14 protein-coding genes are annotated in these 15,392 nt (G+C 49.7%); 5 read left to right on the forward strand and 9 right to left on the reverse strand.

Going from position 1 to position 15,392, the window contains the following annotated elements; genetic code table 11:
- Nucleotides 1-370: 370 nt before the first annotated feature.
- Both HP552_RS12510 and HP552_RS12515 read right to left on the reverse strand, forming a co-directional pair.
- A complete protein-coding gene (locus HP552_RS12510) occupies nt 371-2,179 on the reverse strand; it encodes a rhamnogalacturonan lyase (protein ID WP_217506410.1) in 1,809 nt (602 codons plus the stop codon).
- Nucleotides 2,180-2,499: 320 nt separating this feature from the next.
- The gene (locus HP552_RS12515; RefSeq protein WP_175395796.1) at nt 2,500-3,555 is read right to left on the reverse strand and encodes a lactonase family protein; all 1,056 of its coding nucleotides are present in this window, start codon (nt 3,553-3,555) and stop codon (nt 2,500-2,502) included.
- Nucleotides 3,556-3,671: 116 nt separating this feature from the next.
- Here HP552_RS12515 and HP552_RS12520 point away from each other — a divergent pair, with 116 nt between their 5' ends.
- Nucleotides 3,672-4,706 carry an AraC family transcriptional regulator gene (locus tag HP552_RS12520; protein ID WP_246310860.1) on the forward strand — a complete coding sequence of 345 codons (1,035 nt, stop codon included), beginning with the start codon at nt 3,672-3,674 and terminating at the stop codon, nt 4,704-4,706.
- 139 nt (nt 4,707-4,845) lie between these two features.
- Nucleotides 4,846-5,529: an S-layer homology domain-containing protein gene (locus HP552_RS12525; RefSeq protein WP_175395797.1), complete on the forward strand. Its 684-nt coding sequence runs from the start codon at nt 4,846-4,848 to the stop codon at nt 5,527-5,529.
- Nucleotides 5,530-5,678: 149 nt separating this feature from the next.
- Here HP552_RS12525 and HP552_RS12530 read toward each other — a convergent pair whose 3' ends face one another.
- Nucleotides 5,679-6,305, reverse strand: coding sequence for a nitroreductase family protein (locus tag HP552_RS12530; protein WP_175395798.1), 627 nt, complete (start codon nt 6,303-6,305; stop codon nt 5,679-5,681).
- A gap of 213 nt (nt 6,306-6,518) precedes the next feature.
- A complete protein-coding gene (locus HP552_RS12535; RefSeq protein ID WP_175395799.1) occupies nt 6,519-6,977 on the reverse strand; it encodes an Rrf2 family transcriptional regulator in 459 nt (152 codons plus the stop codon).
- A gap of 420 nt (nt 6,978-7,397) precedes the next feature.
- Here HP552_RS12535 and HP552_RS12540 point away from each other — a divergent pair, with 420 nt between their 5' ends.
- Together HP552_RS12540 and HP552_RS12545 are read left to right on the forward strand one after the other, a co-directional pair.
- The gene (locus HP552_RS12540; protein WP_175395800.1) at nt 7,398-8,123 is read left to right on the forward strand and encodes an MBL fold metallo-hydrolase; all 726 of its coding nucleotides are present in this window, start codon (nt 7,398-7,400) and stop codon (nt 8,121-8,123) included.
- Entirely contained in the window at nt 8,120-8,692 is a 573-nt protein-coding gene (locus tag HP552_RS12545; protein WP_175395801.1) for a TetR/AcrR family transcriptional regulator, read from the forward strand. The genes HP552_RS12540 and HP552_RS12545 overlap by 4 nt, the downstream gene beginning before the upstream one ends.
- An 88-nt stretch (nt 8,693-8,780) precedes the next feature.
- Here HP552_RS12545 and HP552_RS12550 read toward each other — a convergent pair whose 3' ends face one another.
- Nucleotides 8,781-9,914, reverse strand: a complete 1,134-nt coding sequence (locus tag HP552_RS12550; protein WP_175395802.1) for a hypothetical protein — start codon at nt 9,912-9,914, stop codon at nt 8,781-8,783.
- 286 nt (nt 9,915-10,200) lie between these two features.
- Here HP552_RS12550 and HP552_RS12555 point away from each other — a divergent pair, with 286 nt between their 5' ends.
- Nucleotides 10,201-10,686, forward strand: a complete 486-nt coding sequence (locus HP552_RS12555; RefSeq protein WP_175395803.1) for a CcdC family protein — start codon at nt 10,201-10,203, stop codon at nt 10,684-10,686.
- A gap of 112 nt (nt 10,687-10,798) precedes the next feature.
- Here HP552_RS12555 and HP552_RS12560 read toward each other — a convergent pair whose 3' ends face one another.
- The 4 genes from HP552_RS12560 to HP552_RS12575 all read right to left on the reverse strand — a co-directional run bounded on the left by HP552_RS12560 (nt 10,799) and on the right by HP552_RS12575 (nt 14,967).
- Complete coding sequence (locus tag HP552_RS12560) at nt 10,799-11,812, reverse strand: NADP-dependent oxidoreductase (RefSeq protein WP_175395804.1); 1,014 nt, start codon at nt 11,810-11,812, stop codon at nt 10,799-10,801.
- Nucleotides 11,813-12,083: 271 nt separating this feature from the next.
- Nucleotides 12,084-12,833, reverse strand: coding sequence for a type I methionyl aminopeptidase (gene map, locus HP552_RS12565; RefSeq protein ID WP_175395805.1), 750 nt, complete (start codon nt 12,831-12,833; stop codon nt 12,084-12,086).
- Between the two features lie 475 nt (nt 12,834-13,308).
- The gene (locus tag HP552_RS12570; RefSeq protein ID WP_246310861.1) at nt 13,309-14,094 is read right to left on the reverse strand and encodes a serine/threonine protein kinase; all 786 of its coding nucleotides are present in this window, start codon (nt 14,092-14,094) and stop codon (nt 13,309-13,311) included.
- Nucleotides 14,095-14,313: 219 nt separating this feature from the next.
- Nucleotides 14,314-14,967 (reverse strand): hypothetical protein, encoded by a 654-nt coding sequence (locus HP552_RS12575; RefSeq protein ID WP_175395807.1) that lies wholly within the window; start codon nt 14,965-14,967, stop codon nt 14,314-14,316.
- Nucleotides 14,968-15,392 lie beyond the last annotated feature (425 nt).

Genomic DNA, 15,392 nt, shown 5'->3' on the forward strand with positions numbered 1-15,392 from the left:
TCGGTCGTGCATGCTTCATCCAGAGATGATGTGCTGCGGTGTTCCTCCGTCCATACGGTTAGAACGTTATTCTGTTCAGGTTGCTCTCATCTGACTGTAAATGACCGCTTCCGCAATGGTTAAAGCAATCATTTTTATTATTCCTACCTGTTTAGTAAGTTATATGCATATCATAAGGGCAGCCCATTGCCCTGTCAAACGTTTTTTCCGATTTCTACCGAATTCACAGACGATTTGCAGTAGGCAAAAAAAAGAACAACAGACGAATGCCGTTGTCCTCCCTGTCAGCAAAATAACTTATCTTGAATAGCTACCTGCCCTGCCCTTCCGTGCCTGCCATGGATCACTCTTTTCTCTTTTCTCTTTTCTCTTATCTGCCTGCATAATGAATATTGGGTGCCGGAGGTGTACTCATGCCCTCTCCCAAATAAAAACCAGTGTGCGGCGGTTGGTTGTATGCCACATTTTGCCAAGCAATACCCAGCCGGTACACCGGGTCATGCATCAGGGTGTAGATGCGTTTATCCGTAACCGCCGTTGTGGTGTAGATCCGCAGAGCAGAGCTATCATTAGTACGCCAAACCACTTCCTCTCTCCAATCCCCGAACAGGTCAGCCTGCAGATTCGGTGTAGACTTCGTTCCATTATTGGAGGAAACACCTGAGGCCGTCAGCAGATTAACGGTTTTACTGTTCGCATAGTCCCATTTGTCGATTCGGTTGCTGTCCAGCAGCTCCCGCAGCAGATCCCCATCCCACCAGATGCCAAAATTCGTGGATGAAGGCAAGGTTGTCCCAATCTTCTGTCCTTTGGCCGTATACAATCCGCCGTCTGCCCAAACTTCGGCACCTTTGTACCTTGGATCAATATCCGCTGCCATGCCGCGTCCGATATCCTTCGTTGTTGGTATGCCCCAGATCAGCTGCCCTGTACGTGCATCACGGAATTCAACTCCCGCATTGGATGGTGTCTCATGGACCTGGAATACTTCAAGCCCCGCACGATCCGGGTCCAGATCACTCAGATGCATCGCGTCCCCATGTTTGAGTCCTGTCGTGTATAATCCCTTTCCGTTATCATCCACTGCCATTGCACCGTAAATGATCTCATCTTTGCCATCGCCATCCACGTCTGCCACACTCAGATTATGGTTGCCCTGCCCGGCATAACCCGAGTTCCCGGACGTGTTGGAATCAAATGTCCACTGCTTCGTCAGCTGCCCGTTCCGCCAGTTGTAGGCGACGAGCACCGTACGCGTGTAATATCCACGTGCCATAACCAGACTTGGACGTTCTCCATCCAAATAGGCAATCGCTGCAAGAAAACGATCTACCCGGTTGCCATAATTGTCTCCCCAATCGGAAACATTTCCACGCGCCGGTTCATAGTTCACCGTGGAGAGGGCTTTGCCCGTCTGACCATTGAAGATGGTCAGGAACTCGGGCCCGGATAAAACATAACCGCTTGAGTTGCGGTAATCCTTGCTGGCATCGCCGATAACCGCGCCCGTACCATCCTTGCTGCCATCAGCCGTTTTCATCGCCACCTCGGCTTTACCGTCTCCATCCAGGTCATACACCATGAACTGGGTGTAATGAGCACCAGCGCGGATATTTTTGCCGAGACTGATCCGCCATAAGCGTGTCCCGTTCAATTTATAGGCATCGATAAATACTTCCCCGGTATAGCCGCTCTGGGAATTATCCTTGGCGTTGGAAGGGTCCCACTTCACGATCAATTCATACTCACCGTCTCCGTCGAGATCGCCTGCACTGGCATCATTGGCGCTGTACGTGTACGCTACTCCATCCGGTGTAGTCCCGCCAGCTGGTACACTGAGGGGTACAGACAGGTAGTTGTTACCCCAAACGCTGGCTGCCGCCGAAGCAGCTTGTTCGGTTCCGTTTACTACGGCTCGAACCGTATATTTGGAACTGCTTGTCCCGCTTGCATCCTGAAGATTCGTGCTGTTGGTTACGGGTGATGCGTTTACTTTGGTTCCATCCCTATACACATTGAACGAAACGTTGGATCCTTCCGTACCCAGAAGACGCCAACTGACAAATACACCTGTGCCCGTCTTCACCGCAACCACCCCACGGTCCAGAAACTCCATCTGACGCGTACCCGCCGCCTGAGTTACAGGGGCGTTACCCAACCCAAACGAAGTAATCAACATCGCTGAGCTCAGCAGGGATATTCCCGCTGTCCGTAAGGCACGTCTCCATGATCGATTTAACATAGAATAGAAGCCTCCCCAAATAGATTGGTAAGCCCGTTGTCCCAATAGCGTCATCTTTATGTAAGCGCTTTAATACATTTATTTTAAATTAAACATATAATCCCATCTATAGGTCTAAATTAGTAATTTTATAATACAGATCAGAAATTCCTTTAGGATGTTTCCATTTAAAAAATGGCAAGGCCATGCAGGAATCGGATCCATGCATGACCTTGAGGTTAATCCTTTTCATATCAAACTAATCTTCCATGCTGCGTTTATACCACAGGGGTAATGCATACCGGACGGGACACTTCAAGCTTGAATCCATTGTGCGTCAGACGCCCATCTTCCTCATTGATCTGGAACGCAACAATGTTGTTGCTATCCTGATTCGCCACGAGCAGGATGCCACCTGGCAGCAAATTGAAGTTACGAGGTGTCTGACCGATCGTCGAAGTCCACTCCACGGCTTCCAATTTCCCGGATTCCTGATCAATATGATACAGCACGATACTGTCATCGCCGCGGTTCGAAGCATACAGGAAGCGGCCACAAGGGGATACCCGAATATCTGCAGCCGTTCCTTCTCCCGAATGCCCTTCAGGCAGTGTGGAGATATGCTGCAGCGTATTGAATTCGCCTCTCCGCTCATCATACATGAATGCGGAAACCGTGTTGTTCAGCTCGTTAACGACATATGCCCACTTCCCGCTTGGATGGAAAACCAAATGTCTCGGGCCGGAACCAGGAGGCTGATTCGTCTCACGGTGTGTCACCAGACGCCCTTCTTCCATCCGGTAAACGATGATCTGATCCAGACCAAGGTCACATACGACGGCATACTGTCCGGACGGGTCCGGCTGTATGGAATGAGCATGAGGTCCTTCCTGACGATCATCATTCTTCCCTCTACCGGTATGTTCAACGAGTGCGCTCATCTCTTCAAGCGTTCCTTGATCCCCTACCGGGAAGACGTTCACACTTCCGCTGCTGTAGTTCGAAGTCAGAACCCATTTACCATCATTCGTGACTGATACATAGCAGGGAGAAGCCCCTTTGGTCAGCTTGCGATCCATCAGATGCAGTTCACTCGTTGCCGCATCCCTGCGATATACCAATACCTCTCCCTCATCGGTCTCACTCGCGGCGTACAAGCAGTCAGCATCCGGACATAATGCGAGATACGATGGATTGTCCACACCCTCTGTGTGACTGACGATCCTCATCTCGCCTGTATCTGCATCCAGCGCACACAGAACGATACCTGGTTGATCCGCTGACGCATAAGTTCCTGTATAGAAAAATGTTTCATTGGTTACTGTTGGTTCCATATCTCTCATCTCTCCTTCATCTCATATAATTCTATGTCTATCTTGCTTCATGATTCGACGCACACTCTAGATTGTCCGCTTCACTATGATGCATACTCTGGATTGTCGGCTCCACTATGATGTACTTACCCAATTCATCGGCTTCTGCTTCACTCGATTATACGCTGCACCATGAATACCATGATGATTTTGTGAACGCTTGCAGATCTATCATTGACTCGCCCAACCTCCCTCACCATAATACAAGTATGAGACCTTACAAGCGAATAACCACACTGCGCAAATCCGTTGGATTCCCTATGCAAAAACTCATTGTACTGCCTGATCCTCTACTTGCAGAAGCCGCAAGATACCCTGTCACTTCAGGGCTATATGTTACCGATATCGGATATTTTCATGAAGCGGATCACCACTACCGGGATCGGCCTGAAGGATGTGCCTCCCATATTCTGATGTATTGCGTTCAAGGAACCGGATGGTACGAATTAGATGGCAGCAAACCCCATGTTGTACATGCAGGTGACCTGGTTATATTGCCTGCACATATGCCCCATGTATACGGGGCTAATGCGGCTGAACCCTGGAGCATCTATTGGATTCATCTGCGCGGTGAACAAGCGCTCACATACATCGAACCGCTGATGTCGAGCAAAATTTCGGCCATCCCCCCTTCCAAGGCCCCCAAATGGCTGGAGCTGTTCCATGAATGTTATGATGCACTGGAAACCGGGTACTCCCTGCAAGCCATGACATATGCCTCGCAGATTATGGGCTACATGCTCGGAATGCTGGCCTATGGTCAGAGCACAGGTGTCATTATGGTCAGCAGCAAACGGGCGGCAGAACAGTCTGTCCAGTATATGATGGAGCACCTGGAGCGCGCAGTGACTTTGAAAGAGCTTGCCGCACAGGCCCAATTATCGGCACCCCATTATTCACAGTTGTTCAAACAGGCAACCGGACATTCACCCATCGATTATTTTCTGCGACTCAAAATCCAGCATTCCTGCCGTTATCTTGATTTTACCGATTGGACCGTTAAACAAATCAGTTCGGAGCTGGGGTTCAAGGATCCCTACTATTTCTCTCGCTTGTTCAGCAAAATGATGGGACGTTCGCCCACAGAATATCGCAACAAAACCAAAGGTTAGATCGGCAGCCCCTGTTACCTGAGATTCAATCTAAATTCATTGGAAAATTGAAGCAACCTTTTGAAGATAGGGGTCGTCTATAGGGGCAAATAGCTTTTATACAAAGGGAAATCCCCTGGAAAAGTGAGGCGACTCCAACATGAACAAAAATATGATAGCCACTTTAACTGCCGGAGCACTGCTCACTCTCTCTCTGAGTGCTGGCCCGATTAGCGCTGCTCAAGCTGGATTTACTGACGTTCAGGGTATTGCGGGGGGCGACAAAATAGAAGCCCTGCATCAGGACGGATTGATCAAGGGAGTGAGCCAAAGCTTGTTCAAGCCGGAACAGCAATTAAATACCGCGCAAGGAGTACAGCTTATTGCAGATGGACTCGATCTGAACCTGGATGCAATCCGTTTTGTCAAACAGCCGCTCCCGAGTGATACCTTCAGCAACGTCAAGGACGGCGTATGGTACAGTGATGCCTTCGTTCGTGCCCAGTATAATGGAATTCAAATGGCTGAGGACATTGATCCAGCCAAGGAACTGACGCGTGAACAATTCACCCTCTTCCTGATGCAGGGCATTGAAGCCAAAGGCGGTCTGCCGATGATTAACATCAAACCGGTGGATATTACAGATGAACAGGAGCTTACTCCTGAATATCAGGGCGCCATTCAGCGTTCTTTGGTACTAAAAATCAATACGCTCGATGCGGACGGCAGCTTCAATCCGAAGAAAACCATTACCCGTGCAGAAGCTGCGGTCATGATGTACAACGCCATTGAGTATATGGAAAATTTTAACGCACCGAAGATCCCGGAAACACCTGAAAAGTAGAACATAAAGTCAACGGAAAGCATTGAAGATTGCTCGCCTGAGCCATGAAACCCTTCCTCGCCTTCCATAGCAAACAGCCGCATGCTCCCCGAAGGAACATGCGGCTGTTTATATTAAGTCTATACCTTAGACGAATACAAGGTTTTCTTTTAGAAAGAGCCTCTAACCACTACGTCAGACAACGGGAAACGACCCGCCGGACGAGCTGGTTGTGCTGCTTTACCTACCGTGATTAACAATGTAGGTATGTAGCGTGCAGGAATGTTGAATGTTTCGATCAGTTGCTGCGGGTTATAACCACCCATTGGGCATGTATCATAGCCAAGGGAACGTGCAGCCAGCATAATGTTTTGCGAAGCAAAAGAAGCGTTGCGGATGGCTTCATCACGAGCTATTTGCGGGCTTTGATAAGCACCGTTGATTTGGCCAACCAATGCGTCGCGAATTTCAGGCTTTAAGTGGCCTGCTTCGACAGCCTGATCATAGATCACGGCATTGCGATTGGCTTCGAGGTCTCCGAGTACGGCGATCGTAACGGAGCTGTCTGTGATTTGACTTTGGCCATAGGCGATCGGCAGCAATTTTGCCTTATCCGCCTCGGATTCAATCACGAGGAATTTCCAGTGCTGCAGGTTCCATGCCGACGGCGCTTCGGAAGCTGCAGTCAGGATTGCTGTGAGATCCTCCTCTGGCATAACAAAACCGGCTTCGTATTTCTTGACTGAATGACGTTCGTTAATCACGCGCAGTGTTTCATTGTTTTCAATACTGGACATTCATTCCACTCCCCAAATGTTTTTTTATTATATCTTGCCATTCCTATGATTTCATTTTATGTTCGCAAGGCCATATCAAGTGATCTCTACGAGGTACCCACCTTCCGAAAATAACATCAGCGCAGACGATCGCACCCATCTGTGTTCACGTTATGCCCGGAATCTTCTGAAACATCCATGAATCTCATTTCACCGGGACAACGTCCATGCCAATTAACCGTTCGACGACAATTCATTCTTGGACGAAGAGCATGCTCCCCCATCTCCGATACGATGCTTCACATCCTCAATCGATATACTGTCGAAATAGGAAGTCAGCGCTTCCTCACCGCCATCGTAAATGCTCCCCATGACATCCTGCATGTTAGAGGAGACGATACAATTGGAGCCCGACTCTCCGGAACACCAATTGGGGCCAAGCGAGCCGCCCGCAACCAATCGGTACAGTTCCCCAAGCTTAATCTCATCGCTCGGCCGACTGAGCAAGTATCCGCCGTGAGCGCCTTCCTTCGTGGTCAGATAACCATTCTTTCGGAGCACACTAAGGACCTTGCGTACTCTCGCCGGATGTGTACCCACACTCTGGGACAAGTCTTCACTGTTCGCCATGCATTCATCCTTCATGGACAGAAAGACAAGACAATGGACGGCAATGGTAAATTCACTGTTCATCACTTACTCCCTTTCCCGGCAGCAATCACCGATGTGCTTCAACCAAGGTAAGTTCAACTGTTATTATAGGAATAACAGTTATGTTTGTCAACTTCTGCTCTTCAGGACTTCTATAGCCTGATTTCCCTGCTACATCAGTACTTGTGGACTTGAAAAGAACAAGGTCATTATACGAAACCCTTCGTGTTTCTATTCAAAATGAACAAAAAAGTGAGCCAATCGCAATCGCGAATGGCTCCAAAAAAGATAGACATATGAAAGGGCTTACGTCATCATTATAATCGGTAATCATCATTTTGAAAACGCTTTTTTTGTAAAGAAGTGCATTCCCTCAAATATTTTTATTTTCCCAAAGATCTTGCAAAAACTAATCCCATTAGTTATATTACTAATACCATTAGTTTTCAGGAGGTTTTTTCGATGAGATTAACCCGTGAGCATGACGTTATTCAAATTTCATTCCTTCCTCGTCTCTTCCCTGTGAACGTTTATCTCGTGGAGGAGGAAGAGGGCTTAACCCTTATTGATGCAGGGATGCCGTTTAGTCTGAAAGGAATTTTGGCTGCCGCCGAATCCATTGGCAAACCGATCACCAGAATCATTTTGACCCACGCCCACGGCGACCATGTTGGTGCTTTGGATGGCCTTAAGGACGCTTTGCCCTCAGTAGAGGTCATCATCTCCAAGCGTGATGCCAAGCTGCTCATGGGAGATGCCACCCTGCTTCCGGGGGAACCACAGACTCCGATACGCGGCAGTGTGCCCAAAGGAATCCGCACCCGTCCGGACCGGCTGCTGGAAGACGGCGATCGCATCGGCTCCCTGATCGCCATAGCCACTCCAGGCCATACGCCAGGGCACATGGCCTTCATGGATACGCGCAGCCGCGTGCTTATCGCAGGCGATGCGTACCAGCTGCATGGCGGCCTCGCCGTGTCCGGCCGCTTGCGCCCGCTCTTTCCGTTCCCCGCACTGGCGACGTGGAACCGTGAACTTGCTCTGACCAGCGCGAAACGCCTGGCCGAGCTGGAACCGTCCGTGCTGGCTGTTGGCCACGGACGGATGCTGCGCCAGCCCGCGACCGCCATGCGTGCGGCGGCGGCTGACGCGGAGCAGCGGCTGCGCCCTGCCGGAGGGCACCTGTGAGCCCGCGGCAGGGGCTGGATCGCGGCGCACTGCTGAGCGCCGCGGCCCAGCTTGCTGACAGCGACGGCTTCCAGGCGCTCACGCTGGCGGCACTCGCCCAGCGGCTGGATGTGCGCTCTCCGTCGCTGTACAACCACATCAGCGGTCTCCCCGGGCTTCGCCAGGAGCTGGCGCTGATGTCTGTCGAGCAGCTCAGCCAGGCACTAGCCTCGGCTGCCGCTGAACACACTGGCGACGAGGCCATTCAGGCCATCGCCGCAGCTTATATCGGCTTTGTCCGCCAGCATCCAGGGCTGTACGAAGCCTCCTTCCACGCTCCGGATCGCGATGAACCGGAGCTCGCAGCTGCCAGCACAGCTACACTTGAGATTCTGTTGCGGGCATTGCAGCCATACCCGCTCTCCGAAGCCGAAGCCCTGCATGCGGTACGCGGCTTAAGAAGTCTGTGCCATGGCTTCGCATCCATTGAAGCGCAAGGCGGGTTCAACATGGACTTCGAACCCCATGAAAGCCTTCGCCTGACCGTTAAAGCCTTCATTTATGGGCTTCAACATCTGCATCAAGACTGATCCGCCTACTATCATACGAAAAAAGGGAATACAGCTCATTGCTGCATTCCCTTTTTTCCTCCAACCGTTCCTTCAGAACGGTTTTTCTCTATCGCCAGACAAGTTCTTCGGCTTGGACCTCCTCCAGAATCTGTTTCATAACAGGCACGTACACCTTCCAGTAAAACATATCCGGTATTCCTTTCTGATTCGATGTAAGCCATCCCTTGATAACATCCCATCCCTTGATTCTGCGCCAGAACGAGTAATGCTCCAGCTCTCCGAATGAACCTGTCATATAGTAAGCCCGATAATTCATGTCATTACGCACGATAGCCGGAAAATCACTCGGGATACCTGCATTGACGAGCTTCTGCCGACCTTCCGCGGTCAGATCGACTTTGTACCTCGCCAGTACAGCATCCGGTTGATCCGGCACAACGACATCGAACCAGCTGCTGTACCGAATCTCCTGATGAATTCCGCTCCACTGTCTGCCTATCTCAGTAAAAGACAGCCTGAGCTCACCCGCCCGTACATCCTTCCCGCCACGCAGCACGATAACCCGGCCATCTTCATGAACAAGCAGAATGCCTTGTCCGTAGTAGGGCCACTCCTGTCCCGCAATGTGCTCATAATCAATGCGTACCTGTTCAGGCACTTCAATCCGACTTTGCAGGCTGGATACATATTTTCCCCGCCAACCACTGCTCTTCAAGCCCAGGATGGGGTAGAGCTGCTCCCTGACATTATTGGATGTCCAGAGGGACTGTGTATTGTATTCCACAACAACCGTTACCCCTCTGTCGGCTGCTTCCCGAATTTTATGGGCATCATATATCGTTAGCCCTTCATCCCCCTCGTTTTTAGACTGTTTGGGGCTAACATCAGGTCCAGGGTTGATTCTCGATGAGGTCAAGTAGATCAGATCCGTTTCGGCTATCTCATCCTGGGGTGTTCCTGTTACAGGAGAAACACCATTCACCGTGCTATCCTCGTCATTATTTTCGTCATAGAAGTACCGTTCTCCGGTCCTCTGCACAATTTTCTGCTGATTCAGCAGCCATACCAAGCCTTTATATCCCGGATAAGGTGCTTTCGGACTCGTTTTGTCGATAATCATGATGTTCAGCAGCACCGGGGCTTGAGACTGCCACCAGATCCAGGGAACAGCCAGAGCCACCGATATCACTGTCAGACAAGCCAGCAACCATACGGTTAATGGCCTGTGGTTTCTTTTCATGCTGTGTCTTCCTCCCAGGGTGTCTCGCTCTCTTCATGCATTTGTATAGTCCATGGTTTACCTGATTTGCCCTTGCTTGCATAAATGAACCTGCAGTGGACAAAATAGTACAAATTTTCAATAATCAAATGGTGCTAATCACGTTATGATGAGTTCGTGCAAATTATGCACTATGCATTCTATCGGCTTTATTGGTTTGTGATATAATAGAAACAACAAATTCTGAGATTCGTTTGATCATCCGAATAGCCGGATCATATATTATTCCAGAAAGAGGGATACTTTCGTGGCTCAAATCAGTCCGTATTACCTTCAGATCGGCGCAACCCTGGGTATGCTTGTCATGGCATTGCTTGCCATTTTCATTCGTATGAAGGCCAGTCACCGGCCGGTAACCATTCGAAAAATACTTATTCCGCCGCTGGGCATGAGTACCGGATTCCTGATGTTTGTTGTACCAGAGACCCATGTTCCGCTGCTTTGGGCATTCATTGCATTGCTGGTTGGTTGGTTTCTCTTCTCTTATCCTCTCATTCGCAGTACCCGGTTTGAAAAGATAAACGAAGAGATATTCGCCACCCGATCCCGCAGTTTCGCCTTTATTTTGCTCGGCTTGCTGGCAGTACGTCTGATCCTGCATGAGGTCATTCAGCAGTACATCACCATTCCGCAGACAGGTGGATTGTTCTTCCTTTTGGCCTTCGGCATGATTGTGCGCTGGCGGGTATATATGTACAAACACTATAAGGAAGTCGTTGCCACAGCGTCTTGATTGTGACTGAATCATTAAAAAAGACACGTTCTCAGCATGTGCTAATGCGAGACGTGTCTTTTGTTATTGTTTACATGAACCTGTTTGCCTGGCATGCATAAATAATGCGACTTTACTCGGAATCTGCAACTTTCACCAGCTGTTTACCTAGATTATCCCCCGAGAACAGGCCCATAAAGGCTTCCGGAGTCTGTTCGAATCCTTCCACAATGTTCTCCTCATACTGAATGAGGCCTTCCTTCATCCATTTTGCCAATTTAGCGCGTCCTTCCTTGAAGGATTTCGCATAGTCACCAAGCAAGAAACCCTTCATCAGCGCTGTGTTGGTCAGCAGCAATGTCTGTGGTCTCATGCCGATGTCCGGCTTCTCCAGATTATAGGACGAAATCTGCCCGCACAGCGGAATGCGTGCATTCCGATTGATATGTCTGAGCACGGCATCTGAAATATCACCGCCAACGTTGTCGAAATAGACATCTACGCCATCCGGACACACCCGTTCAATGGCTGCAGACATGTCGTTCTCCCGCTTGTAGTTCAGGACAACATCGAATCCGAGCTTTTCTTTTAAATATGCACATTTTTCATCAGAACCTGCAATACCGACCACTCTTGCACCTACGATCTTGCCGATCTGACCGGCAATCATGCCTACAGCTCCCGCTGCGCCTGACACCACTACCGTTTCGCCATCCTTCGGTTTGCCGATATCCTCCATGCCAAAATAGGCCGTTAACCCCGTCAGGCCAAGCGCACCGAGGTATGCTGTAAGGGGCGCCTCCTCCGTATCAATAAGGGAGAGATCTCCCGTGTTGACTGCCGCATACCGCTGCCAGCCCCACATGCCTGAGACAAAATCACCTTTGCGCAAATTGGGTTCCGAGGAGTCTACCACTTGTCCGATGGCCCCGCCTTTGATGACTTCATTCAGCGCATATGGAGGTGCATAAGACTTGGTGTCTTTCATACGGCCACGCATATAAGGGTCAACCGACAAATATAGTGTACGCACCAGAACCTGACCTGCTTCCGGTTCAGGGAGCGGAGTGTGAATGAATTTGAAATTGTCTCGGGATGGTGCACCTTCCGGACGTGATGCAAGTACAATCTGTTCATTTTCAGACAACTTAATGACCTCCTTGTTGCCAGTGGCCTGAATATAACCTCTATCATCATATATGTTATACCACCAGCACAATATGTTATCTCTTCAAGCATGAAGCTCGCCCGCGGGTTCGGGCTGTTCTTCAGGAATTCAATATTCCCCGAAGCTCCCGTTATCACACAGTGCTAAATGCTGACTCTTAATAGTTTAAACCGAAACAGGCGGATCACAAACGTGGGCCGCCTTGAAAACATCAAATATCATTTTATTGCCACGATCGACGAATGAATCACTACTCCTGTGCAGTCAAAATCACAGGACCATCTGCCGTAATGGCAATGGTGTGTTCGTATTGAGCAGACAGGCTTCCATCCTGTGTACGTGCGGTCCAGCCATCGGCATCCAGCTTGCTGCGGAACGTTCCGATGTTCAGCATCGGCTCAATGGTAATCACCATGCCTTCCTTGAGGCGGGGACCACGATGCGGTGGGCCATAGTGAGGAACTTGCGGCTCTTCATGCATTTTTTCACCAATACCGTGACCGATAAACTCTCGTACGACAGACAAGCCTTCTCCTTCAGCATACGTCTGAATGGCATTGGAAATATCACCGATCCGGTTGCCGACTACGGCAAGCTCAATGCCTTTGTAAAGGGACGTTTTTGTGACATCCAGCAGATGCTGGGCTTCCGGTGTCACTTGTCCCACCGCATAAGACCACGCGGAATCGGCCAGCCAGCCATTCAAGTTCACGACCATGTCAATCGTGACGATATCGCCGTCCTTCAGTACATATTTTCCCGGAAAACCGTGACAAATCACGTCATTTACAGACGCACATGTCGCATATTGGTACCCGTTGTACCCTTTTTGCTCCGGTGTTGCACCATGTTTCTTCATAAAAGCTTCTGCGAACTGATCGATCTCCTGGGTGGTGATCCCTGGACGGATCATTTTCGCAATTTCTTTATGGCACGCAGCGAGAATTTCGCCCGCCTTTTTCATATTCTGGATCTGCTCTTTGGTTTTTAACGTAATCATTACAACTTCTCCTGTCCGTTATAATCTTATCCTGTCTTCTATTGTAGCGCGAAACGCTCAAAATAAAAAATTCGTGTACTCCGTAAACTATCAACATCCTATTATACGCCAACCATATGTACAATGAATACCACTTTCCATAAAAAACTCGAAACCCTCCTCTCTCAGGCTGCGTATATGCTTAAAACGGAAGACGAAAGGGTGATCATGCATGTTCAAAAAAATAATTGGCAAACTCCTTGATTCCAAATCTTCATCACACCGAAGGCGCTATAGTTCCTCGGACAGACGCTCCTATAAACGTTACAGCAGTTCCTCAGGGAAGCGCGGATATAAACGCTATTCATCTTCAGATATGAAATACCGGGATAACCGCCACGGCTCGGGGTATTACAAAAGCAGAAAATACAGCTCCAGCTAATATGGTGCTGCAATGACTATATATGCAAATAGGGGATGTTCAGCCAGCCGAATCTCACGGCAGCAGAACATCCCCTATTTGTGTACCCTTTTCACTTGAATAGGAATCCAATACGCGCTTCACTTCCACCTGTAATTCAGGCGCACCCGCTGTGTATCCTGGGCGAAGCCCCAGCAGTCTCTCCAGCATATGGCGCAGTTCAGGCGTAAGCTCCAGCTCCTCCTGCCAACTTGCAGGTGCCTTGCCCTTCTCTGGCTCATATGCCGAGTACAGCATAAACAGAAGAAAATGACCCAGATCCTGCAAATCCTGATCAGGTGAGGCAGGCTCATCTTCGGGCTCGGGCAGTTCCCGCATCCTGCGCTTCAGCTCAGGCAGCAACGGCTCCCCCATACGCCGCGCCAGGCCAAAGTCAATTAAATGTATCTGCCCCTCACGAAAAATAACGTTCGGAATGCGCACATCCCCGTGAATATATCCCTGCTCGTGAACATGGACTAGTGGTGCCAGCAATTGGATAGCAAGTGCCAGACATTCCTGCTCTGTATACTTGAGGCCCTGCTCAAATATACACTGTTCCAGCGTCTCACCGCGGATGTATTCTGTAACGATGCAGCTTCTTCCCTTATATTTAAATGCATGCAGCAGCTTCGGAATTGCCGGGTGATTCATCCGGTTCATCACGTCCGCTTCCCGATCCAGCAATCGGGCGGAAAGTCTGCCTTTGCTGGGTTTTGATTCTTTTAATGCCACTTCCTTGCCGTTCTGCTCGTCTACACATAGATAGGTGAGTCCATAGCTCCCCATGCCAAGCAGCTCTTGTATCCTGTATCGTTCCAAGATCAATGAGCCCTCCCGCCGGGGACGGTCTGTCCACAGACCAAGTAACCTTTGCCAACTTCGTTGCAGCTCCACATGTCCTCCCACACCGGCATCCCGAACTCCATGCGGCATTCCATATGCCCACACAGCAGATCAAGCAGCCCGTTTTCCTGTTGTGATATGGAGCTTATTATATCAGGCTGCCTGCGCGAAATCACGACAGACCCCTTCTTCTTTTCACGCTTCCTTGTGCTTCTTGGGCAGCAAGCCAAACAGCATCCGCAGCGAAGTTCCTTTTGGTTTGCGCTTTCGGCCCTGGAAACTGCGCAAATTGGTCACCAGTTCACGATCCCGCTCCTCTTCCAGCTTCTCGTTCATCCATAGACGCTGCTTCTCGATCTGGTCCTGCAGGGCCGTATGGGTATCAGCAAGTTGCTGCAGTGTTAACTCCAGCTCATCCACTCGCTGCTGCAGTATTTGCACCCGATCCTCTTTTGGCTCAACGGCACCGTAGGTCACTTCATTTACAAGCTGGCCCAGACCCTCATAGGACCTGAGACTGGCGGCTGGCTCTGTTCCTTCAGGGAACATGGCAGGTATCGCGGCTGCCGCACATTCCTTCTCCGAAGAAATCCCTTCCGCGCTTACGGGCACCTCTGGTGACAAAACGGTCACCACGGCATCCGCAAGCGGCAGGTTATGCTCCCTGAGCTCTGTCATTAACCGTTCAATGCACTCAATATCGTCTGATCTGAACAATCTGGATTTGTTGGCGGAACGCTCGAATCGATACCCCTGCTCTTCCAGTGCTGCCGCATATTTACGAAGAGTACTGGCTCCTATGCCCAGGCTCTTGGCCGTTTCCGTCGTTGCTCCTGCTTCTTCAATCATTATTATTCCCTCCCGGAATGAAGTCTTTTGGATTCAAAAATAGTGGCTTCAGCGTTCCTTTCTGGAACTGTCATCGGATCGGGTCAACCTGTCTCATGGACCAAATTGCATTTTGATTAGCTTGCCAATAGGTATTCGTCGGCTCATGCAGAGATCCCTTTGACGGTTTTGTTCTGTTTGTGCGGATTCATAAGAACTTTTGTCAGGTCTCTTATTCGTAAAAATCCCCCTTGATCCGACAAGCAGGAGGAATGATGTCAGGTCGAATCGTGCTGATGCAAACGCCGTCGTTTTCTTGAAAATACATTATTCATGTCAATTTTGTTAACTCCATTGCTCCAATACGCTCCCGCGATAGAGGATATCATTGCTGTACAGCTTTTCCATGTGTTATCTTATGTAACGTAAATACGGATTTTGGCATA

This window comes from Paenibacillus xylanilyticus (assembly GCF_013359935.1).
Taxonomy (GTDB): Bacteria; Bacillota; Bacilli; order Paenibacillales; family Paenibacillaceae; genus Paenibacillus; species Paenibacillus xylanilyticus.